This is a genomic window from Pseudomonas sp. V98_8 (genome assembly GCF_029967975.1).
Taxonomy (GTDB): Bacteria; Pseudomonadota; Gammaproteobacteria; order Pseudomonadales; family Pseudomonadaceae; genus Aquipseudomonas; species Aquipseudomonas umsongensis.
In genome coordinates this window covers 1-20,879 of record NZ_JASCAE010000085.1, presented here as the reverse complement: position 1 = coordinate 20,879, position 20,879 = coordinate 1, and the positions used below count along the sequence as shown (strand labels likewise).

Sequence of the window (20,879 nt, the reverse complement as noted above, 5' to 3'; positions counted from 1 at the left end):
GCCGGTCAGTTTTTCTGCAGATCCTTAAGTCGGGCGCTGAGGTTTTCGTCGGGAAAGCGTTCGTGCAGGTCGGCCAGAAGTTTATCGGCGGCTTGCTTGTGCCCGGCTTTTTGCAAGCGAAGCACTTCGCGCAATTGTTCATCCAAGGATTTAACCGGAGCCGCGGTGCGCTTGCTGACTTTGGCTTCGTCCGCCATGTCGGCACTGAAGGATTCTGCTTGCGCCGGTGCCTTCGATTCCGCCATGGGTGCGGCGGGTGCAGGTGCGGAGAGCGCGCCAACCGGGGCCTTCAGGGAGCGGGCCAGCGCTGGCGGTGCTGCTTCGGCTTCCTGTTTGGCGACCGGTGTCACAGGCGCGAATTCATAACCAGGCACTTGCTCAGGCGTGCGCTGCACCAGCGAGAGCATCAGCGCGATGCCGACGAGGCTGGCGAATGCCACTTGCCAGCGGGGTTGCTGGCAGGCGCGAATCCAGCGTTGCCACAGCCCTGGCTTCGGCGTGGGCACGGCGTTGCGTGCGGCGGCCAGGATCAAGGCGTCGAGATGCGCCGGCGGTTCGCCGGTGGCCTGCTCGCGGTAATGGTCGAGCGTTTGGTGTTCCGTGGTGTGCTTGGCGTCAGTCATGTCAGTACCTCCTCGGCCAGCAGCCGACGCAGTTTTTGCTGGGCGTAACGCAAGCGGCTCTTGACGGTTTCCAGCGGCGTTTCGGTGAGGGTGGCGATCTGTGGCAAATCGAGATCGCTGTAGGCGCGCAGCAGGAACACTTCGCGCTGGTCGGCGGGCAAGGCTTGCAGGGCGGCGTCAAGGCGCTGGCTGTCGCGGCTCAGGCTCAGCAACTGCTCAGGATCAGCCGTCTCATCGGCCAGCGCATGGGCCTGCTCGTCGTAGCTGTCGTGCAGCGGTTGATGGACGCCGTGCTTGCGCCAGTGATCGATCAAGCGGTTGCGGGCAATCTGGTAGAGCCAGGTACGAAAAGTCGCCCGACCTTGTGGCTGGCTGCCGCTGCGGATCAGGCTCAACCAGGTTTCCTGATAGACCTCCTCGGCGAGTTCAGCCCTGCCGCTCAACCCCAGCAGAAACCGGTACAAGCCCTGGCGATGGCGCGCGTACAGAATCTCGAACGCCGCTCCATCGCCCTCGCGATAACGGGCCAGCAGCGCTTCGTCACTGCTGGCATCCAGGCTGCTTGCGGGTGCAAACAACTGGCTGATGAACCCCTTCAATCGGCTCACTATTCAATCCGTCGTTCAGTGGCAGTTGGATTGGACGCCGTGTTGGTGCGCAAGCTCTGCGCCAGTTCCACTAATTGTACGAACTCACTGCGCAGGCCGAAGCGGTCATCGCCCCGGGCGCCACGGGCCAGCGCTTCGGTGTCCTTGAGGCTGAACTCGCCGGTGTAGCGTCCGTCCTTGAGCTGTTGGGAAAACGCCGCCACCGCCGCCGCAAAACGCAGGTCATCGCTGGCCTTGCCGGCCGGGCCGTTAACGATCGGGCGTTCGATCAAGCGACTGTTCCCACCTTCCGGTAACTGATAACGCACACGCAGCATCGCCAATTCGCCATTCTTTTCCGAAACAGCGGTGGCCGTTTGAGCGTAGCGCAGCGGCTCCAACCAGCCCTTCTCGCCCGTGGGGACAATTTCGTACAACGCCGTCACCGTGTGTCCTGCACCGATTTCACCGGCATCGACCTTGTCATTGCTGAAATCCTCACGTTTCAACCCACGGTTTTCATAACCCAGCAGGCGATATTCGCTGACTTGCGCGGGGTTGAACTCCACTTGCAGCTTGACGTTTTTTGCCACGACGGCAAGGGTCGAGCCGAGTTGATCCACCAGCACCTTGCGCGCTTCACGCAGGTTGTCGATGTAGGCGTAATTGCCGTCGCCAGCATCGGCCAGTTGTTCCATCAGGTGTTCATTGTAGTTATCCACACCGAAACCCAGGGTGGTCAGGGATACGCCTGTCTTGCGTTTATCCACAGCCATTTGCTTGAGGCTGTCGAAGTCGCTGACGCCGACGTTGAAGTCGCCGTCAGTAGCCAGTAGAACGCGGTTGATGCCCTTGGGGATAAATGCCTGTTGCGCCTGTTGATAAGCCAGCTCGATACCCGAGGCTCCGGCAGTGGAACCCCCTGCGGTCAATTGGTCGATAGCTGTGCGGATCCTGGTTTTTTCCCGTCCGGAAGTGGGCTCCAGCACCACGCGCGATTCCCCGGCGTAGACCACCAACGACACCCGATCCTGGTCGCGTAGTTGATCGACCAGCAATTTCAGGGTGCTTTTGACCAGCGGCAGGCCCTCGCGGCGATCCATCGAGCCGGACACGTCCACCAGGAACACCAGGTTCGCCGGGGCCAGGTCCGAGACCGTGCGGTCCGAGGCCTTGATCCCGATGCGCAACAAACGCGTATGCGGATTCCAAGGTGAGGCTGCCAGTTCCGTGGTCACGCCGAAGGGCGAGCCATCGGTGGGCAAGGCGTAATCGTAAGGAAAGTAATTGACCATCTCTTCCAGCCGCACCGCCCCTTGCGGTGGCAGTCGTCCCTGATTGAGCAAGCGGCGAACGTTGGCGTAAGCGCCGGTGTCGACGTCGGCACTGAAGGTCGATACCGGTGTTTCGGCGACACTGTGGATCGGGTTGTCTGCCAAGGCCTGGTATTGCTCTCGCTGTTCATCGCGATAGCCCTGTGGATAAGTTTCTGCGCCCGGCATCGGCGCGAAACGGGTCATGGGCGCCGCGCCTACGCTGCGTTTGGCCACCGCTGCATCAGCCATGACAGTTTCATGCTGCACCGCTTCGGTTTTCAGCTCCGCCTGAGCCGGTGGCGGTACCGCTGCGGACTCAGGTTTCGAAGAAACACCGCAACCGGCAATCGCCAGCAACAGCCCGGCGGTAAAACCCTGGGCGACCGGACGTAGAACATGCAGAGGGAGAGACATGGGGGCTGACCTCAGGAGGAAATTGATCCATTCATCCCGTGAGACGGACAGCCCGGACGGTTCGGGTTAACCCGCGCAAAAAAATCTTCAGCGGTGGTAGCGCCGCACCACGCTGCTGTTTTTCAGCACATGACCTTTGATTTTTTCCAGCAACTGGGTGCGCGTCAGGCCGGCTGGCAGGGCATCCGGGGCCAGGTCCAGGGCAAAGAGCTGGATGATGTAGTGATGTGCGCTGTCGCCAACCGGTGGGCAAGGACCGACGTACCCCGTAGTGCCTTTGCTATTGGTGCCGCCGACACCCTCGAGCGTGGATTTTGCACCGACGCCCGCCGGGATCTGGTGAGTGCCGGCCTTGATGCCGTAATGCACCCAATGATCGATGCCCTGGCCTTTCTGGCCATCCGGGTCGTGCATGACGATGGCGTAGCTGAGCGTGCCTGCAGGGCCGGCGTTCCAGTTCAGCGCTGGCGAAACGTTGTGTCCGCCGCAACCCGGGGCGTCGCTGGCGGCAGCCGAGGTGAACAGTCGATCATCCGAGACGCCTGGGATGTTCAGGGTAAAACGCTCCTGGGCCTGCGCCGGAAATTGCACGCAAAGGGCGACTGTGACAGCCGCTAGCCAAGGGGTCAGAGAGGTCAATCGGGTCATACCGGGAGTACCTGGTGCGGGTGGGGCCGAGGTCGGCGAGCAAACTATAGCTGGACCGTTCGCGCGGTGGCAGTGGCAATTGGATGAACCTCGAGTTAAGCGCCAGACTCTTAATTTAAACGCCTGTCTGGAGAGCGATCATGACCCTGCATCGCGTTGCCCGTCTCGCCGATATACCTGAAGACCGTGGCCTGGAAGTCAGCGTCCAGGACAGCAAGATCCTTCTGCTCAAAGTCGGCGATCAAGTGCGCGCCTATCAAGGCGAATGCCCGCATGCCGGGGCGCCGCTGGTCGAAGGTGCGATCTGCCATGGGCGGCTGACGTGTCCATGGCACAAGGGACAGTTTCGGATCGAGGACGGCGGATTGTGTGAACCACCGGCCCTGGACAGCCTCAAGCGCTACCCGCTTGAAGTGCGCGGGGACGAAATCTGGGTCGACGATCAGCCACTGCAAGACGCTCACACGCCACCGGCCGATGACGAGCGCACTTTTGTAATAGTCGGTGCGGGGGCCGCGGGCACGGCGGCGGCTTCGGCCCTGCGCGAAAAAGGCTTTGGCGGTCGGGTGCTACTGATCGACCGCGAAGCCAACGCCGGGTACGACCGCACGGTACTGAGCAAATTCGTGATTGCCGGCCAGACGCCACTGGAAGAAATCCCGCCCCTGCGCGACGAAGACTTCTACCGCGAGCAAAGAATCGAGCGAATGAACGCTGAAGTGGCGAGCCTGGATGCCGCCAACAAGACGCTGCAACTGGTCAACGGCCAATCGCTGAAGTACGACGCCGCCTTGCTGGCGACAGGCGGGATCCCCGTTCGACCGCAATTGCCCGGCGCGGACCTGCCGCAAGTGTTCGTCTTGCGCTCCAGGGCGGATGCGCAACGGATTCTGCACAGCGCCAAGGCCAGTCAGCGGGCGGTGATCATCGGCGACAGTTTCATCGCCATGGAATCCGCTTCCTCCCTGTGCCAATACGGCCTGGAGGTCACGGTGCTGGCCCGCCATCCGGTGCCTTTCGCCAAACAGTTCGGTGACAGCGTTGGCAAGGCGATTCTGGCGCTGCATCAGGCCAACGGCGTGGTGTACCGAACCGAGGGGCAGGCAGCGCAGATCGAAGGAGCCACGCGAGTCGAAGCGGTGCAACTGGATAATGGCCAGCGTCTGCCGGCGGACCTGGTGCTGGTCGGGATTGGCGTCACCCCCGCCACTGCGCCTTTTACCGATCTGCCGAAGGAAAAGGACCAGTCGCTGCTGGTCGACGGCGGGATGCGCGTAGCCGATGGGCTCTGGGCGGCTGGCGATATCGCGACGTTCACACTTAACGGCCAGCCCCAGCGCATCGAACATTGGCGCCTGGCGCAACAACAGGCACGGATCGCGGCGGCGAACATGCTCGGTGGCGATGAACATTACCTCGACGTGCCGTATTTCTGGACTTGGCACTTTGGCAAAAACTACGACTACCTTGGTTGCGCGCAAGCCTGGGACGAAGTCGAGTTCAAGGGTGATCCTGGCAACCCGCCGTTTATTGGTCTGTTTGGTAAAAATGGCGTGGTGACGGCGGCCGTGGCCTGCGATGAAGAGCGCACGATGGCGATGCTTGCTGAACGAATGAAGCAGCCGTTATCCGTGGATGAGGCTTGGCGGTTGATTCGAGGTTGAAAGGGACTTTGTTGGTCCGGGGTTGAAATGGACCTGTAGGAGCCGGCTTGCCGGCGAAGCAGTCGCCGCGGTGTACCTGTAACACCGCGCTATCGTTCATCGCTGGCAAGCCAGCTCCTACAAGTGGCTTCAGGGCTCCTGGACTACGCCTGGAGCACTGAACTTGCTCATCAGGAAGCCGACAAACTCCTCGACGGTCATTTTCTGGCCGTTGAATTGCACCTGGTTATTGGCGAAGTGCAGTTGGGTGACGACGTCGCTGCCATCCAGTTTCGCCAACTGCGAGCCGACCGCCATGCTGCTGAACATATCGGTGGTGGCAGTCGCTTGGTCGGCGATGAGCTTGGCGTCGGTCTGACCGTCGATTTGCGACTGCACGCTGAGTATGTCGACGAGCATCGGCTTGGACACTTTCAGGTTGACGTCCAGTAACGCGATCATCTGGCGGATCAACTGGTCAGCCGGCAGGTCGATCGATTGCGGCTTGGTCAGGTCAAGCACCAGGTTGGCGCGGCTTTCACCATTGGCAGTGTTGAACGACAGGTTCTCCAGAGCCACCTGCGGGCCGGCCGCCAGCAATTTTTCCAGGCCGGTTTTAAGCTGCGCTTCTTCTGCAGGGGTCAAGTTCAGCTCGGGGGCCGGTTGACCGGCCTCGGCAGCCTCGGCGGCGGCCTGCTCATAGGGCTGCAATTTAGTCTGGTAGATCTGCATCAGCGACAACGTCGCCGGGATGTCGAGGTTCTTCAGGCTCATGGCAAGCTGGGCAGAACCCACAGGCTTGCCGTTCAGGGACACTTCACCGATCCTGTAGTCGGCACGCCCGGAAGCGCTGGTGCCTGACTCCTCGGTGTGGTTCTTCATTTCGAAACTCTTCAAGCCCAGCACCGACTGCTTGGGGCCAAAGGTGGTTTTACCGTTGCTCAGTTCGACGGTGTTATCGCCAGTGTAATAACCGTAAGTGCTTTTTGTCAGGTTGCTGGCCAGGGTAAGACCACTCAACTCGACCTGCACCGGTGCCTGGTCTTCGGAAACGGTGGTCAGCTTGAGGCTGTCCATGTAGCCATCGGCCTTGACCTTCTGCGCCTGGGCGCTGGCCGCGACATCAACCTTCAGGCCGGAAAATTTCAGGCTGGACTTGTCATCCAGTGCAGTTTCCAGCGGCAGCAATTCAAGCGTGCCGTTGGTGGAATTGTCGTAGCCAATGTTGACCACGCCCTTGAGCGGCGAAGCGTCCTTGGTGGCGGCGAACCATTTTTCCGTGAGCGGGGTCTTTGCCAGTTCATAGTGACTGGTGGCCATGACCGGCAACCACTTCAGCGATACCAGGCGCGAGAACGGCAGCGGGCCGTGTTCGATGTGGTCGGTAAACAGCAACTCGACCGGTGCCTCGCCGAACATTTCGCCTTCACCCTTGAGGCGGTAATGCGCAGTGCTACTGAATACATGACGTTCCAGGGACACCAGTTCCAGCGAGGCCGTGCCTTTGTAACCCACCATTGCAGCCTGCAATTGCTTATTGGCATCCGCCAGGGAGCTGTTGAGCACACCTTCGATTTTGGTGCCGGTGAACCAGGCTCCGCCAGCGCTGATCGCACCAATGGCGACAACGATTCCCAGGAGCACGCCTGCTGATTTATTCATGAATGACCCGTTCAATGTCCGTTGTTGAGGTGTGGTCGTCTTCCCTGAACCCATGAGGGGTTGCGGTCACGACTGCGCTGAAAGTGGGGTGCAGGTTAGCATCAGGCGTGCAAGGCAGCCCAATGGTTAACGGTGAAAAAGTGTCGCCTGAAAAAAGATCGCAGCCTGCGGCAGCTCCTACAGGGTAATGCGAATCTCCTGTAGGAGCTGCCGCAGGCTGCGATCTTTTAGCAATCAGGAATACTGAACCTCAATCTCATCGAGCTGATGATCAAAGGTTTTCAGCCGCGCCGTCCAGGTGTAGATCAACACTTCGAAATCCCGGTTGATCACCGCCCCGCCCGTCACTTCGCCGCGTGGGTCGCAGTAGTCCAGTTGATAGCGCTCGCGGGCCATGGCGGTGGCGACGTCAGCCAGCTCGCGGGCATTGTTGAGCCAGTGCCGACCGTCGTCGGCCACTTGTTTGTCCAGCTCAAGGCATTGTTTTTTCAAGGTTTCGAGGCTTTTTTCCAGGGGTGTACCCGTGAGCTCGCCCATGACTTCCTGGAAGGTCCTGCCCGGTTGCCAGTAGCTGCCCCAGAAATACCGGTCGAAGACCGATTCGACACGCCGTAGCGCCACCTTGGTGTTCCAGATCATCACCAGGGTCTTGCCTTGTTCAAGCTGTCTTTTTTTGATTCGTTGCCCTTGGACCGAGGCCCAGGCCACCACCGCAATGGACATCACGGCAATCAAGAGTGCGGCGCTGTCGAGGAACGTCAGCGCTTTGTCGATCTGGTTAGCCAGCATGATGCCGTAGAAATAGGTGCCAGTGAGCAGCACCAGCGCCACAACGGCGCACCAGAAGCCGAGAGCATAAGGGTTTTTCATTATTGGTTTCCCCATGACCTGCGCATGCCTTGTACGAATCCAGGGCGCTTTTGCACGAACGCCCTTTCAACACTTCAAAGCATAGCAACGGCCTCAGGGTTTGCCGGAGTTCGATGCTTGCGTTCGTCCGCTTTCCCAACCGCCGCCCAAGGCGAGGAACAAATCGATCTGGCTGATGGCAACCTGGGTGTTGGCAGCGGCCAGTTGCGCGGTGACATCGATGTAGGTGCGAGTCGCCTGCAGGTCCGCCAGGAACGATGCGCGACCGGCCTGGAAGAAGCGATGGGTCTGGTCGGCGGCCAGCTTCGCCGACTGCTCGGCGTCCGCCAGGGCCTCACGGCGTTGCAGCAAGGCGGAGTACTGGGCCAGGCCGGTCTGGGTTTCACGAATGGCGTTGAGTACCACCCCATCGAAATGCGCCAGCGTCGCCTGGGTCACCGCTTCAGCTTCGCGAATGCGTGCCCTGGCGCCGTTGGTCGGCACATTCCAGGTTAGCGACGGGCCAAAGCCCCAACGGTTGGTAGAGGGTTCGCCGAGGTTTTCCAGGAGACCGACCGTGCCGATGGTCGCGCCGATGCGGATGTCCGGGTACAGCTCACCGGTAGCAATGCCGATACCCGCGGTCGCGGCCGCCAGTCGTCGTTCGGCCTGGCGGATGTCGGGGCGGCGCTTGAGCAGCGATGCACCGTCGCCCACCGGTATCAATTGGGTGATTTTTGGCAGTTCATCGCAGCTAGCGGTGCCGGCCGGTAGTTGATCCACCGGCTTGGCCAGCAGCATCGACAAGCGGAACAGCCCGGCCTGACGCGCCGCCTCATAGCGCGGCATGTCGGCGCGCAAGGATTTGAATTGGGTTTGCGAACGGGTGACTTGGGTTTCGTCGCCACGCCCGGCATCGCGCAAACGCTGGATCAGCGTGGTGCTCTGGGCTTGCAGGTCGAGGGAATGCTGGGCGATTTCCCGCTCCTCATTAGCCGCACACACCTGGGTATAGGCGCGGACCACATCGGCCACCAAGGTAATACGCGCCGTATCGGCGGCGGCCTGGGTCGCATCGGCATTGGCCTTGGCCGCTTCGATGCCGCGCTGCAAGGTGCCGAACAGGTCAAACTGGTAGGACGCGCTGATGCCGATATCGCCGATGTTGGCCACCGGCACCTTTTCCGGCAGCAAGAACGCTTCACCGGATTCCTGCAACCGCTGGGCGCCCATCTTCACCCCACCGCTCCAGCCGCCCGCCGCCTCGGCCTCGTCCACCTGAGCGCGAGCGCGCAGCAGGCTGGCGGCCGCTACACGCAAATCAGTGTTGGACGCCATGGCCTGCTGCACCAGTTGGTCGAGCCGCGGGTCCTGATACAAGCGCCACCAATCGGCAGGCACCGGCGCCGAAACCACCGGCTTGCCGTCCACTGCCAGTTCGCCCTGCAGGTCTTCACGGTGGATCGCGGCTTCGTCCGGCAGGTGATAATCCGGACCGACCATCTGACACGCCGACAGCAGCAAGCCTAATCCGGCAATCGCCAAACCCGAGGCCTTGCTCATTGCACGGACTCCCGGTTCTGGTCGTCGATGATCGATACCGTGGCGGTGCGCCCGGCGATCATGCGGAAATCCTCAGGGACCTCATCGAACGCGATACGCACGGGAATCCGCTGGGCCAACCGCACCCAGCTGAAGGCCGGATTGACGTTGGGCAGCAAGTTGTTGCCACTGGTGCGGTCGCGGTCTTCGATACCGGCCACGATGCTTTCCACATGGCCGCGCAGGCGCGCATTGTCGCCAATGACCCGGATGTCGACGCTTTGGCCGATGTGGATGCCGTTGAGTTTGGTTTCTTCGAAATAGCCGTCGATATGAAAAGAATTGCTGTCCACGACGGACAACACGGGCCGCCCGGCACTGACGAACTCCTGGGTTCGCGGCGCGCGGTCGTTGACGTAACCGTCCACGGGACTTCTGATCACCGAACGGTCGAGGTTCAGTTGCGCGCTGTCTACCGCCACCTGGGCTTCCATCAACGCCACTTGTGCGCGGGCCACCCGGGACTGGCTTTCTTCCAGTTGTTCGCCCGGCACCAGATTGCCAAGGCCCTTGTTACGCTTGGCTTCACGCTGGGCCTGGGCCAAGGTTTCCTCGCGGTCTGCGACCGCCGCTTTCGCCTGGCGCAAGGCCAGTTTGAAACGGTCCTGGTCGATGCTGAACAGCACTTGCCCGCGCTTTACCAACTGGTTGTCGCGCACTTGCACTTGCTGGATCAGCCCGGATACGTCCGGCGCGATCTGCACGATGTCGGCACGGATATGCCCGTCACGGGTCCAGGGCGCGAACATGTAGTACATCACCATGCGCCAGACCACGACCACGGCGAAAGTTACGATCAACAGGGTCAGGACCACGCGACCAAGGGTTAAAAACGGCTTTTTCATGTCATCAGGTATCGACTGAGTGAATCCACGGCGCCAAGCAGCAAGGCGTAGAGAGCCACGTTAAACAATGCCCGGTGCCAGACCAGACGGTAAAAGTGCAGGCGCGTCAGCACCCCGTGCACCAACAGGTACAACACATAGGTAATGCCCATCAGCACCAGCAGCGTAGGCAAAAACACCCCGCTGATATCCAGATCACCGATCATAAAGGCGCTCCATCGATGCCATGGGGAAGCGGTTCTTCGGGCTCGGCAGATCCGACGAACTCGACGCCGGGCAACAACGCCAGGCGCAAGCCGCTCAAGGCGTGCAGCAAGTGCAAGCGGGTTTCTTCATCACCCGCGCCGCTCAACGCTCGGCGCGTGCGGTCGAGGGTCATCAACAACGGACTCGGCGCCGGCAGGCGTTCGCCGGCCTTGAGGCAGGCCTTGAAATATTCGCCGACCTCGGCCACTACCTGACGCAGCAATGCCTGCGGAACGCCGTGAACCCGCGGCGTATAAGCCAGCAGGTCAAGCAGGTTCAGCGCCACACGAACCTCACGCAAGGCGATGCCGGTGTCCTGGCCGGTCACCGCCAGCCGCGGCAAATGCTGCATCAGTCGATCCAGGACCTGCACGCCCAGGCGCCGGTGATCGGCCAGCGTGGCAGGCTCCGTGAGGCTGACAATGTCGCGCCAGGCGAAACGGGTCAGGCGTTTGGCCGCAAGCTCCGCACCGAACGGCCGGGCGATCAGGGTCCAGACGAACGCGAACAGCAAGCCCACCGGTCCAGCCAGGTTGGAGTTGGCGAAACTGAGGAAGTCCGCGTCGTAGGCGCCCTGAATACTGATGAACGATGAGGTATTGACCAGCGTCAGCAACATGCCCAGGTAAAACTGCGGCTTGACCGTCAGTGTGCCGATGCAGATGAACGGTACGGCGAAGGCCAGCACCAGCATCGGGAAATCATGCAGATTGGGCAGGACGAGAAACAGGTAAAGGCTGGCGAACACCACCGACATCGCCGTCCAGAAAAAGAATCGGTAGATCTGCGGTGCCGGGTCATCCATCGAGGCAAAGAAGCTGCACGCCACTGCCGCCAGGATCACTGCACTGCCGCCGTCGGTCCAGCCCAGCACAATCCACAGCACCGAAGCGACAATGATCGCCGCGACGGTGGAAGCGGCGGAATAGAGCATCAGCCCACGATCCAGAAAGGGGGTCAGGCGCCCCAGGCGCCAATGCCGATAGACCGCACGCCAACTGTCCTGGCTTTCGCACTGGATCGCGTGTTGCAGGCTGCGACAGTCCTGCCACAAATCGACCCACTCGCCGAGACGATAAATGGCATTGGAGAACAGCAGTTGCTTGCGATCATCCAGCACTTCGGCGCTGGGCTTCAGCGCTTCGAGTTGGTCTTTGAGCGCTTGCCAACGCTCGGGGTCGGCATTCTTGTGATCGAGCCATTCAGTGGCAGCGGCCAGTAATGGCGCGAACTTGCCCACCAGCTCAGGGGTGCGCCTTTCCAGCGCGTAAAGCGCATCGTCGAGGGCATCGATCACTGGCAACAGGTGAATCATCCGCCCGCGCAACTCCTTGGTGTTGCGCACTGTTTGCGGACGCGCGCCTTCGTGGGGCAACTGACCGATCATCAGTTCCAGGGTATTGAACGTGGCGACCATCGAGGCGCGCAATGCGCTGACCTCCTCGGGCTGCACGTTGCGGCCCAGAAAACGCGCGCTGTAGATCGACGCGTCGGCAAACCACTTGCTCACCGAATCGTTGAACACCGGCGCCAGCCGTCGCGGCCAGAACATTGCACCGACCACCGCAGCGACGGCAATGCCGAGGAAAATTTCTTCTGTGCGCGCTTCGGCCGCGTCCCACACAGCCAACGGGTTATTCACTACCGGCAGGGCAATCAATGGCAAGGTGTAGCCGGCCAGCATCAAGGCATAGTTGTTCGCGGTGCGCAGATGCATGGACAAAAACAACAGGATCCCGGTCCACAGCGCGATGACCAGCACCAGCACATAAGGACTCTGCACGAACATCGGGACGAACAGGACAGCCGCAGCGGCGCCCAGAAAAGTGCCGACTGCGCGGTACAACGCCTTGGAACTGGTAGGCCCGACAAACGGGCTGGAAACGATATACACCGTGGCCATCGCCCAATAAGGACGCGGCATTTGCATGAGCAGGGCGATATACAGCGCGATCATCGAGGCCGCGAAGGTGCGTACTCCGTAGAACCAGTCCCGGGCCGGGGGCATACCGGAAAAGAAGCCGTTCAAGGGTTGGCTACCGGCAAATGACTGGCCGACTCGAAGGCCTTCAACACGCGCAGCGTCGCCTCAAGGTCTGCCGGATCGATGCCTTCGAGGACTTCATGACGCAAACGCACCAACTCGACCTCGACAGCTTGCACCAGGGTCCGACCGGTAGCGGTCAGGCTCAGGCATTTGGCGCGCCTGTCCTGGGCGTCTGCGGTGCGGCAGACGTAACCGCCATGGCACAACTGATCGAGCAAACGTACCAGGGACGGGCTTTCCATCCCCGCCGCCTGCGCCACAGTCACCTGCCGCACGCCCTCGCCCAGGCGCCCGATCATCAGTAGTGGGACAGCACAGGCTTCGGAGATTCCATAGTTGGCCAGCGTGGCCTGGCAGATTTTGCGCCAATGCCGGGCGGCCACCACCATGGTACTGCTGATGTTCATTTGCAGAGCGTCGAGGTTATTCGGCACGAGGGAGAACACACACTGTTAGTTTGCTAACTATCAATATGACATTGGAAGGGATTTTCAGTCAAGTTTTGAAACAAATCTGCGGTTTTTTACATTCCCCTTCCCTTCCTCAACAGCACATCCAGCTGATCCACCACCTCCGCCCAATCGGCATCGTCCAGAATTTCATTGCGCAACAGATCCGCCTGGCTCGGGTTCCAGAAAAAAGCATCCGCCAGGTGCAGGTCCGGTTTAAGCGGTGAGTGAGTGGTGATGAATTTATCGATGCTCTCGGCGTCGTCAGGCAGGCCGAGCTGCTTGAACAGGGAGGGAAGGCTGTGGGTTGGGTTTTCCATGTCGGGCTCCAGTAAAACGGATAAAGGGACCGCTGCGCGGTCAATCGCGAGCAGGCTCGCTCCCACAGGGAAGTCGTTCACCTTGTGGGAGCGAGCCCGCTCGCAAAGACGACAGCATTGACGAAACAATCCTCAATGACTCAACTCCCTCACCTCCGCATGAGGAACCATTTTCAGGAATTGCGGCATGTCCATGTGCAGCAGGTTGATGTGATTGCCGGCTTCCAGATAGATGTCTTTCTGTCGAGTCAGCAGCGGGTCGATGACAACGTCAAGTCCATAGGCTTCGCCCAGGGCCGGCACGGCGCCGCGTTCGCAGTCTTCAAACAGGTGCGGCAGGTTGCTCTCCCGGGAGACCTGCCATTCACCGGTGCTGCGCACTTTGCTCAAGTCCAGGTGACGGCTGGCGGGGAGCACGGCCATCAGGTAATGCCCGTGGTGGTCGTCAAGAATGACCGACTTGGCCACCCGTTCCGCAGGAATACCCGCCACCCGTGCGGTTTCGAGGCTGCTGGCCGAGTGGGGATGGGTGACGATGTCATATTCGCATTGAGCCTGGTCCAGGCTTTTCTGCACGGTTCTTGCCATACGCATGATGCACCTCGGTGTCCGCAAAAACGTCCGGCGGACCATGGTTAACACTTTTGTACGTAGTAAAAGTCTAGGTCCATTGGTGTAAACCAGCGGGAATTCCGCCCATCGGACAGGTCGACAACTGAGCAAAATTCATACAACCAGCGCCTCAACTAGACTGTATACAGAACCACCTGCGACTCTCCCGGAGGGTCACGTGAACACTCGCTGTTGTGCGCTTGCGTTGCTGTTGGCATTGAGCGGAGTAGCCCTCGCTGCAGACACCGCCGAACTGCCCGGTTCCAATCCCGCGGGGATCTGGCTGATCACTTTCGGTATCGCCTTTTTAATCGCCGAGGCGGCGCTGCCCAACTACGGTGTGATCGGTCTGGGCGGGATCGTGATGTTCGTGATCGGCGCAGTGATCCTGACCAATGCCGAACTGCCCGTGCCATTGATGGTCGGCCTGGGACTGCTCAGCGCGCTGCTCTTGATATTCCTGTTGATCCGCGCCCTCAAGACCCGACCGCGCCACACCGTCAGCGGTGACGCCGGCCTGTTGGGCAGCGTGACCCCGGTGCTGTCTTTGCAGGCCGGCGATGCGTGTCTGGGCTGGGTGCATCTACAGGGCGAACACTGGCAGGTATCGAGCGCCCAGCCATTGCAGGTCGGGCAAAAAGTCCGGGTGGTGGCGCGCAAGGGATTGTTGCTGGAAGTGGCCGCGGCTGACGCGGTAACGGTTGGAGGTTAGCCATGGGTCTGCAAATCGGTTTTGTCGCGCTGCTGCTACTGCTGATCGCACTGGCGGGGGCGACGTTCCGCATCCTGCGCGAGTACGAGCGTGGGGTGGTGTTCCAGCTCGGACGCTTCTGGCAGGTCAAGGGCCCCGGCCTGATCCTGCTGATTCCGGTGATCCAGCAAATGGTCCGGGTCGACTTGCGCACCATCGTCCTCGACGTCCCGCCACAAGATGTGATCACCCGCGACAACGTCTCGGTCAAAGTCAATGCAGTGCTGTACTTCCGAGTACTCGATCCACAGAAGGCAATCATTCAGGTCGAAGACTTTCTCATGGCCACCAGCCAGCTGGCGCAAACCACCTTGCGTGCGGTGCTCGGCAAACACGAACTTGATGAACTGCTGGCTGAGCGAGAACGACTGAACATCGACATCCAGCAAGTACTCGACGCCCAGACCGACGCTTGGGGCATCAAGGTTGCCAATGTCGAAATCAAACACGTGGACCTCAACGAATCGATGATCCGCGCTATCGCCAGACAAGCAGAAGCGGAACGCGAACGCCGGGCCAAGGTGATCCACGCGGAAGGCGAATTGCAGGCGTCGGAAAAACTCATGCAGGCCGCCGAAATGCTCGGCCGCCAACCCGGCGCCATGCAGCTGCGTTATATGCAGACACTGAGTTCGATCGCCGGGGACAAGAGTTCGACCATTGTTTTTCCTTTGCCGATCGAATTGCTCAAGGGCATGGCGGATCTGTCGGCCAAGCCTTGAGTCGAGGCGGACACTACAACAGGGTATAGAAAGTCAGAATCATCACGCCCCAACAGCACAAGCCAAATGCAAACCCGACGCCATTGGCAAAAGTCAGTGTCGAGTTCGCCGTCCCGCGCACGTCGTTTTCCAGATAGTTGATTGCTTCTTGTACACGCAACAACGAGCAGACTTGCAAGAGTAAAACCAGAAGACTCAGCGCAAAGCTTATGTGCAGATCCGGCAACCACATTAGCCCCATGCCCGTTAGCGCAGTCATGATCACAATCAACGCCAGCAAGCGTGGGTACCAACGATAGCCCTTACCTGAAGCGCGTATTCGCCGATCAATGCTGCTAAACAACGAATACACAAAAAACACGAAAAAAACTGCACGGACTATGGGTAACACTTTCTTGCCCGTAGCGGTGCGGTAAAGCTTCCAGTTTTTATACATCCAATAGGTAAGGTACAAACCAAAGGTCGAAACGATCATCAGCGCGAATTTGCTAGTCCCCACAACAAAAAAGGTCGCGCGGGCTGGTTCAGTGCAATCAAGTTCGGCCACTGGAGGCGCATAAGGATTGGCATTCATAGGGATGCATAACCAGGGTCATGAAGTGGACCAAAATGCTAACCCCTGATGGGCATCTCGAATGCCCACACAAAAAAATCAGGACGCTTCCTACGTCCGGTTTCACGATTTCACTCACCGTTGCGCAGTTAACGGATAAACCGACTCCCATCCGCCACCCAGTGCCTTGTACAACCCGACTGCTGCCAGCGACACGCCGGTGGAACTCTCTACCCATTGCTCCTGGGTCGCCAGCAAGGCGCCTTGCACGGTGAGGACGTTGACGAAGTCCACCACGCCCTCGACGTATTGCCGTTGCGCGGTTTGCAGGGCGATGCGGTTCTGACGTACCGCTTCGGCGAGGCTGTCGCGGCGCAGTTGGCTGGCGTCGTAAGCGCTCAATTGGTCGTCGATTTCATGCCAGGCGCGCAAGACGGTTTGCTGATAGGCGATGGCCGCTTCCTGTTGCTGGGCTTCGCGCAGGTTCAGCACGCCGCGCAGGCGGCCGCCGTCGAACAGCGGCAGGCTGAACTGCGGGCCGATGCCGAACGTGCGTGAACCCCAGGAACCGAAATCGCTCAGTTGCATGGCTTGCGAACCGACACTGCCTGACAGGGTAATCCGTGGATAAAAATCCCCCTTGGCCACGCCGATGCTTGCGGTCGCGGCATGCAGCCGGGCTTCGGCCTGGCGAATGTCCGGGCGGCGCTCGGCCAGTTGCGACGGCAGGCCGATGGCGACCTGGCGCGGCGTTTGCGGCACCGGCGCGTCAGTGGATAACTCGGCCGCCAGCGCCTGGGGAGGTTCACCCATCAACAGGCTCAAGGCGTTGATCAGTTGGGCTTGGCGCTGCTGCAGTGCTGGCAGGCGCGACTCGATGGCCGCGACCTGGGCGGCGGCTTCAGCGACATCAAGGTCCGTTGCGACACCGTCAGCCAGGCGCAGCTGCGAAAGTTTCAGGCTGTGCCGAGCAACCTCAAGGTTCTGTTCGGTAACGGCACGGGTGTTCTGCACCCCGCGCAATTGAATGTAGTCCTGAGCGGTTTCCGCCACCACCGACAACAGCACACCGCGACGGTCGTTTTCGGCGACTTCCACGGTGGCATCGGCGGCCTCGGTTTCGCGGCGCACGCGCCCCCAGAAATCCAGCTCCCAAGAGGCAGAGAAGCCAGCATCCCAGACACTGAATGCAGAATTGCCGTTATGCCCCGACGGATCGTTCAGGCCTTCGCCGCTGTTGCGTTTACGGACATAGCTTCCCGTGGCGGCGGTGTTCGGATAGCGGTCGGCGGTGATCACTTGGCGCACCGCACGACTCTGTTGCAAGCGGCTGCTGGCAAGCTTCAGGTCGAGGTTGTCGCTCAGGGCACGTTGAGTGAGGGCCGAGAGTTTCGGGTCGTTGAACACTTGCCACCAGCGTTCGTTCATCGTCTCCTCACTGGCCTGGCTGGCGGCGGCCTTGGATGGTTTCGCCCACTCGGTGACTTGCTGTGCCTGAGGTTTTTGGAAGTCCGGGCCTACTGTGCAGGCTGACAGGCTCATCACGACCAAGGCGCAAAGGGCGAGTCGAGACGGAGGGCCTCTTCGCGAGCAGGCTCGCTCCCACAGGGGATCGCAATCAACGAAAATCTTCATCGCTGCGCAACCTCATTGGCCTTCGCACCAGCCGTATCGATACTGGCCTCCACCGACATCCCCACCCGCAACCGTTCGGCCAACGGCTGACCCGGTTCCAGCACGATCTTCACCGGAATCCGCTGCACCACCTTGGTGAAGTTGCCCGTCGCGTTATCCGGCTTGATTGAAGCAAAGGTCACGCCGGTGGCCGGTGCGATGCTCTCGACCCGGCCGTTCAGCACTGCGCCACCAAAGGTGTCGACACGCACCTGCACGTCCTGACCTGGTTGCACATTCGTCAGTTGGGTTTCCTGGAAGTTGGCCACCACATAGGCTTGCGCCAGTGGTACCACGGCGAGCAGTTTGCTGCCCGGCGTGACATAGGCCCCGACACGCAACGCGCGCTCACCGACCATGCCATCCTGCGGCGCGGTGATCCGTGTGTAAGACAGCTCGTAACTGGCGATTTCCAGCTTCGCCTGCGCCCGTTTCAACCCACCTTCTGCCCCGTCACGCTGGGCCGTAAGGATATCCACCTGCTTGCGCTCCGCCGCCAGCACCGCCGTGACATTGGCCAACCGGGCAGTGGCCTGGTCGATGCGCGTGCGCGCTTGCTGAGCATTCTGCACCGTGCCGGCACCGACCCCGGCCAGGTGGTCGTAGCGGTTCAGTTCATGTTGAGCGAAGGCTATTTCAGCCTTGGCGGACACTACCTGTGCCTGTGCCTGGGCGATCACCGAGGCCTGACGCTCAAGTGTCGCCCGGGCATTTTGCAGTTGCGCCTGGGCCACCACGGCTTCGGCGGCGGCCGCTTCGGCGGCGGCGCGCAGGTCGCGATCATCGATCTGCGCCAGCAGTTGCCCGGCCTTGACCTGTTGGTTGTCTTCCACCAGCACTTGCTTGATGAACCCTGCAACTCGCGGCACCACCAGTGTGTAGTCGGCCGAGACATAGGCATCATTGGTGCTCTGCTCTGTACGCTGGCCAAACAGGCCGGGCGCCAGCAGATAAATCAGTACGCCCGTCGCGATCACGACGGCGACGCCAACGGCCACTTTTTGCTTGGATTGAGTCGTCATGAAAACCTTCTGTTTCAGTGATGCATTCAAGTCGGCGCACGGGGCGGATAGATCCGCGTCGGCAGCCAGAAAATCAGCAGGATCAGCGCCAACGCGACAGCGGCCATGCACAGGTAAAGATCCGAGGCGGCCAGCACCACGGCCTGCTCATGCAGCCGGTGGGCAAGGCCCGGGGTGTCGCTGTCGACCAGGGGAGAGTTACCGAGACGGTCCACCAGCATGGTCGAGTGAAAATGCAGGCGCTGCGTGGTCAGGGTTTCCAGCACGCCGGTGGCGACCACTGCCGCCAGGCCTTTCACGGTGTTGAACCAGGACGACGCAAACGGTCCGTCCATGGGGTTGATGCTGCCGGTCGAGAGCATCAGCAGCGGCAGGACCGCCATGGGTTGACCGAAGATCTGCAGCAGTTGCAGGACATAGAATTCGTCGCGAATCCACGCCGAGGTCAACTGCGAACCGCCGATGCAGGACAACACCAGCATGCTCAGGCCGACCCCCAATACCCAGCGGCAATCGACCCAGCGCAGGTTGCACAGCGCAGCCACCAACGGCAGCGCTATCAATTGCGGGAGCGCCGCCAACAGGGTGATGGGTGCAGTTTGTACCGGGCGATACCCCTGAACCTGCGCCAGATAGCTGGAAGGAATTATCACCACCGCCAGCAACACCACCAGCACGCCGGCCAGGGTGACCAGCGCGAACGACAGATTGCGGATGCCGAGCATCTGCATCTTGAAAAACGGAATCGGCTGCGACCACTCGTTGATTAAAAACAGTACCAGCAACAGCGTACCGCCTGTCAGCAAGCCACCAATGAGGCTCGACTCGAACCAATCCAGCCGATTGCCCTGCAGGATGCCGATCACCAGCATGCAGATCGCCGGAAAACCCAGGAGCAAACCCCGCCAGTTGAACTGTTTAAAACGCTCCAACCGCAGCGGATCCTGAGGTATGCCGTAAGCCACGGCGACCATGGCAATCAAGCACGGCGCAACTACTTGCCAGAAGGTCCACTGCCAGCCCACATACTCGGTCCAGAGGCCTGCCAGTGGCGTGCCCAGGCCCGGGCCAAAAGTGGCCGTCAGGGCATAACCAGCCAATCCGTAGAGTTTTACATTGGCTGGCAGAAAACGCAGGGCGACGGTCATCAGCATCGGCGGCAGCGCGCCACCGGCCAGCCCCTGCAATGTGCGCAGGACCAGCAGGCTTTCGTAGTTCGGCGCCAAAGGGCACAACACCCCCAGCAGCGTGAAGGCACTGATGGCGCAGAGGGTGAAGCGCCGCAGCGAGAACGTGACGGCACACCAAGGCGCAAACGCCATGGCAGCCACCGAGGTCGCGGCATAGCAAGCGACCAGCCAGGTACCTTCGTCGTAACCGATGGCCAACCCGCCACGGATGTCGGCCAGGGCGACCTTGGTCACCATCTCGTTCAGGCCCGACACCAGCACTGCCAGCAACACGCCAACCAGGCCGATGATGATCCGCGGGCCGAAGACCGGTGGTGTGGCGGCCGTCGGGCTGGTCGCGGCGAGAGGTGCCGTGACCGTGAGGGAAATCATTGTTGCGAGCTCCGGGATTAGAAGTCCGAAACATTCTAAGAAGCGTGTGACCTGACGAAAACTGACTTATCGACAGGTTATAAGTGCGTTACACGCAACGATACGAAACCCTGTGGGAGATTCTATGGTTGAGGTGAAGCCCTCAACTTGTTTTCGGTTGGTATTCGCTCTGTCCCTTTAGCAGAGCGAATACGATCCGAGCGAGCTTGCGAGCCAGCATCACCAGGGCTTGAGTGGTGCTGAAACCCCGATTTCTTTGTTCTTGGTAAAACCCTTTCCAGGCTTCGGTTCGACTCGCCGACATAGCCGCATTGTGCAGAAGGCGGCGGGCTTCTGGATCGCCTCGCTTGGTCAAACTTCGGCGACCATCTTTTTGCCCTGATTTTGACACCCGCAAGTCCATTCCAAGAAAGGCGATAAAGGCATCTGCGTTTCGGAAGTCTCCGCGGTGGAACGCCGTGAGCAAGCGGGCGCCAGTCAAAAATCCAACCCCTTCAACTTTCAGGCAACGCTTCAACTGACCCAGCAAACCGGCTTCTTTCAGCTGATCGTTGATCGTCTTTTCGATCAGCGTCTCAAGCTGCTGCATGGACTTTATTTGCTCGGAAAAAGCAGCCTTCAGCAAGGGCTCATTCGACCAGCTTTGCACTAGGCCGACCCTGGCCTGGACCAAGGCCGCCCGGCGGCGAAAAAGACTCAGGAGTTGGCGATACAGCGGTGTCGGCGGCGTCC

21 protein-coding genes are annotated in these 20,879 nt (G+C 60.5%); 3 read left to right on the top strand and 18 right to left on the bottom strand.

From position 1 onward, the window contains the following. Nucleotides 1–5 precede the first annotated feature (5 nt). The 4 genes from QLG10_RS26300 to QLG10_RS26285 all read right to left on the bottom strand — a co-directional run bounded on the left by QLG10_RS26300 (nucleotide 6) and on the right by QLG10_RS26285 (nucleotide 3,588). Nucleotides 6–623 (bottom strand): hypothetical protein, encoded by a 618-nt coding sequence (locus QLG10_RS26300; RefSeq protein ID WP_282488286.1) that lies wholly within the window; start codon nucleotides 621–623, stop codon nucleotides 6–8. Then, nucleotides 620–1,231: an RNA polymerase sigma factor gene (locus QLG10_RS26295; RefSeq protein ID WP_020795853.1), complete on the bottom strand. Its 612-nt coding sequence runs from the start codon at nucleotides 1,229–1,231 to the stop codon at nucleotides 620–622. Before QLG10_RS26295 ends, QLG10_RS26300 begins: the two co-directional genes overlap by 4 nt. Beyond that, nucleotides 1,231–2,940, bottom strand: coding sequence for a VWA domain-containing protein (locus QLG10_RS26290; protein ID WP_282488285.1), 1,710 nt, complete (start codon nucleotides 2,938–2,940; stop codon nucleotides 1,231–1,233). Before QLG10_RS26290 ends, QLG10_RS26295 begins: the two co-directional genes overlap by 1 nt. Before the next feature lie 87 nt (nucleotides 2,941–3,027). Continuing rightward, the gene (locus tag QLG10_RS26285) at nucleotides 3,028–3,588 is read right to left on the bottom strand and encodes a YbhB/YbcL family Raf kinase inhibitor-like protein (protein ID WP_083349979.1); all 561 of its coding nucleotides are present in this window, start codon (nucleotides 3,586–3,588) and stop codon (nucleotides 3,028–3,030) included. Nucleotides 3,589–3,728: 140 nt separating this feature from the next. On the opposite strand from QLG10_RS26285, the gene QLG10_RS26280 reads away from it, so the two are divergent. Continuing rightward, nucleotides 3,729–5,252 (top strand): apoptosis inducing factor family protein, encoded by a 1,524-nt coding sequence (locus QLG10_RS26280; RefSeq protein WP_282488284.1) that lies wholly within the window; start codon nucleotides 3,729–3,731, stop codon nucleotides 5,250–5,252. 129 nt (nucleotides 5,253–5,381) lie between these two features. Here QLG10_RS26280 and QLG10_RS26275 read toward each other — a convergent pair whose 3' ends face one another. From QLG10_RS26275 to QLG10_RS26235, 9 genes are all read right to left on the bottom strand, one after another. After that, on the bottom strand, nucleotides 5,382–6,893 hold the full coding sequence (locus QLG10_RS26275; protein WP_188265220.1) for a YdgA family protein: 1,512 nt from the start codon (nucleotides 6,891–6,893) through the stop codon (nucleotides 5,382–5,384). Nucleotides 6,894–7,127: 234 nt separating this feature from the next. Then, on the bottom strand, nucleotides 7,128–7,763 hold the full coding sequence (locus QLG10_RS26270; RefSeq protein WP_110751786.1) for an NADH:ubiquinone oxidoreductase subunit N: 636 nt from the start codon (nucleotides 7,761–7,763) through the stop codon (nucleotides 7,128–7,130). Between the two features lie 93 nt (nucleotides 7,764–7,856). Then, nucleotides 7,857–9,305, bottom strand: a complete 1,449-nt coding sequence (locus QLG10_RS26265; RefSeq protein WP_110751784.1) for a TolC family protein — start codon at nucleotides 9,303–9,305, stop codon at nucleotides 7,857–7,859. Next, a complete protein-coding gene (locus QLG10_RS26260; protein WP_110751782.1) occupies nucleotides 9,302–10,189 on the bottom strand; it encodes an HlyD family secretion protein in 888 nt (295 codons plus the stop codon). Before QLG10_RS26260 ends, QLG10_RS26265 begins: the two co-directional genes overlap by 4 nt. Continuing rightward, nucleotides 10,186–10,395: a DUF1656 domain-containing protein gene (locus QLG10_RS26255; RefSeq protein ID WP_008059581.1), complete on the bottom strand. Its 210-nt coding sequence runs from the start codon at nucleotides 10,393–10,395 to the stop codon at nucleotides 10,186–10,188. The genes QLG10_RS26260 and QLG10_RS26255 overlap by 4 nt, the downstream gene beginning before the upstream one ends. After that, complete coding sequence (locus tag QLG10_RS26250) at nucleotides 10,392–12,464, bottom strand: FUSC family protein (RefSeq protein ID WP_282488282.1); 2,073 nt, start codon at nucleotides 12,462–12,464, stop codon at nucleotides 10,392–10,394. The genes QLG10_RS26255 and QLG10_RS26250 overlap by 4 nt, the downstream gene beginning before the upstream one ends. Beyond that, complete coding sequence (locus QLG10_RS26245) at nucleotides 12,461–12,889, bottom strand: MarR family transcriptional regulator (protein WP_248679098.1); 429 nt, start codon at nucleotides 12,887–12,889, stop codon at nucleotides 12,461–12,463. Before QLG10_RS26245 ends, QLG10_RS26250 begins: the two co-directional genes overlap by 4 nt. Nucleotides 12,890–13,005: 116 nt before the next feature. Then, the gene (locus tag QLG10_RS26240; protein ID WP_110751776.1) at nucleotides 13,006–13,251 is read right to left on the bottom strand and encodes a DUF2789 domain-containing protein; all 246 of its coding nucleotides are present in this window, start codon (nucleotides 13,249–13,251) and stop codon (nucleotides 13,006–13,008) included. Between the two features lie 132 nt (nucleotides 13,252–13,383). Further along, nucleotides 13,384–13,845, bottom strand: coding sequence for a YbaK/EbsC family protein (locus QLG10_RS26235; RefSeq protein WP_110751774.1), 462 nt, complete (start codon nucleotides 13,843–13,845; stop codon nucleotides 13,384–13,386). A 196-nt stretch (nucleotides 13,846–14,041) separates the two neighbouring features. On the opposite strand from QLG10_RS26235, the gene QLG10_RS26230 reads away from it, so the two are divergent. Both QLG10_RS26230 and QLG10_RS26225 read left to right on the top strand, forming a co-directional pair. Beyond that, nucleotides 14,042–14,575, top strand: a complete 534-nt coding sequence (locus QLG10_RS26230; RefSeq protein ID WP_188265223.1) for an NfeD family protein — start codon at nucleotides 14,042–14,044, stop codon at nucleotides 14,573–14,575. A 2-nt stretch (nucleotides 14,576–14,577) separates the two neighbouring features. Beyond that, a complete protein-coding gene (locus QLG10_RS26225; RefSeq protein ID WP_033042424.1) occupies nucleotides 14,578–15,336 on the top strand; it encodes a slipin family protein in 759 nt (252 codons plus the stop codon). Between the two features lie 13 nt (nucleotides 15,337–15,349). On the opposite strand, the gene QLG10_RS26220 is transcribed toward QLG10_RS26225, so the two are convergent. From QLG10_RS26220 to QLG10_RS26200, 5 genes are all read right to left on the bottom strand, one after another. Then, the gene (locus tag QLG10_RS26220; protein ID WP_282488281.1) at nucleotides 15,350–15,910 is read right to left on the bottom strand and encodes a hypothetical protein; all 561 of its coding nucleotides are present in this window, start codon (nucleotides 15,908–15,910) and stop codon (nucleotides 15,350–15,352) included. Between the two features lie 114 nt (nucleotides 15,911–16,024). After that, nucleotides 16,025–17,524, bottom strand: a complete 1,500-nt coding sequence (locus QLG10_RS26215; protein ID WP_282488280.1) for an efflux transporter outer membrane subunit — start codon at nucleotides 17,522–17,524, stop codon at nucleotides 16,025–16,027. Beyond that, the gene (locus QLG10_RS26210) at nucleotides 17,521–18,585 is read right to left on the bottom strand and encodes an HlyD family secretion protein (RefSeq protein ID WP_282488279.1); all 1,065 of its coding nucleotides are present in this window, start codon (nucleotides 18,583–18,585) and stop codon (nucleotides 17,521–17,523) included. Before QLG10_RS26210 ends, QLG10_RS26215 begins: the two co-directional genes overlap by 4 nt. Before the next feature lie 26 nt (nucleotides 18,586–18,611). After that, nucleotides 18,612–20,147 (bottom strand): MFS transporter, encoded by a 1,536-nt coding sequence (locus QLG10_RS26205; protein ID WP_282488278.1) that lies wholly within the window; start codon nucleotides 20,145–20,147, stop codon nucleotides 18,612–18,614. Between the two features lie 142 nt (nucleotides 20,148–20,289). Further along, on the bottom strand, nucleotides 20,290–20,879 hold a 590-nt coding region (locus QLG10_RS26200; RefSeq protein WP_282488277.1), incomplete at its 5' end, for a transposase.

Excerpts from the sequence above, each read along its gene's own strand:
- QLG10_RS26300 (WP_282488286.1), bottom strand. The coding sequence starts at position 623 with ATGACTGACGCCAAGCACACCACGGAACACCAAACGCTCGACCATTAC.
- QLG10_RS26290 (WP_282488285.1), bottom strand. The coding sequence starts at position 2,940 with ATGTCTCTCCCTCTGCATGTTCTACGTCCGGTCGCCCAGGGTTTTACC.
- QLG10_RS26285 (WP_083349979.1), bottom strand. The coding sequence starts at position 3,588 with ATGACCCGATTGACCTCTCTGACCCCTTGGCTAGCGGCTGTCACAGTC.
- QLG10_RS26280 (WP_282488284.1), top strand. The coding sequence starts at position 3,729 with ATGACCCTGCATCGCGTTGCCCGTCTCGCCGATATACCTGAAGACCGT.
- QLG10_RS26275 (WP_188265220.1), bottom strand. The coding sequence starts at position 6,893 with ATGAATAAATCAGCAGGCGTGCTCCTGGGAATCGTTGTCGCCATTGGT.
- QLG10_RS26270 (WP_110751786.1), bottom strand. The coding sequence starts at position 7,763 with ATGAAAAACCCTTATGCTCTCGGCTTCTGGTGCGCCGTTGTGGCGCTG.
- QLG10_RS26265 (WP_110751784.1), bottom strand. The coding sequence starts at position 9,305 with ATGAGCAAGGCCTCGGGTTTGGCGATTGCCGGATTAGGCTTGCTGCTG.
- QLG10_RS26260 (WP_110751782.1), bottom strand. The coding sequence starts at position 10,189 with ATGAAAAAGCCGTTTTTAACCCTTGGTCGCGTGGTCCTGACCCTGTTG.
- QLG10_RS26255 (WP_008059581.1), bottom strand. The coding sequence starts at position 10,395 with ATGATCGGTGATCTGGATATCAGCGGGGTGTTTTTGCCTACGCTGCTG.
- QLG10_RS26245 (WP_248679098.1), bottom strand. The coding sequence starts at position 12,889 with ATGAACATCAGCAGTACCATGGTGGTGGCCGCCCGGCATTGGCGCAAA.
- QLG10_RS26240 (WP_110751776.1), bottom strand. The coding sequence starts at position 13,251 with ATGGAAAACCCAACCCACAGCCTTCCCTCCCTGTTCAAGCAGCTCGGC.
- QLG10_RS26235 (WP_110751774.1), bottom strand. The coding sequence starts at position 13,845 with ATGCGTATGGCAAGAACCGTGCAGAAAAGCCTGGACCAGGCTCAATGC.
- QLG10_RS26225 (WP_033042424.1), top strand. The coding sequence starts at position 14,578 with ATGGGTCTGCAAATCGGTTTTGTCGCGCTGCTGCTACTGCTGATCGCA.
- QLG10_RS26220 (WP_282488281.1), bottom strand. The coding sequence starts at position 15,910 with ATGAATGCCAATCCTTATGCGCCTCCAGTGGCCGAACTTGATTGCACT.
- QLG10_RS26215 (WP_282488280.1), bottom strand. The coding sequence starts at position 17,524 with ATGAAGATTTTCGTTGATTGCGATCCCCTGTGGGAGCGAGCCTGCTCG.
- QLG10_RS26210 (WP_282488279.1), bottom strand. The coding sequence starts at position 18,585 with ATGACGACTCAATCCAAGCAAAAAGTGGCCGTTGGCGTCGCCGTCGTG.
- QLG10_RS26205 (WP_282488278.1), bottom strand. The coding sequence starts at position 20,147 with ATGATTTCCCTCACGGTCACGGCACCTCTCGCCGCGACCAGCCCGACG.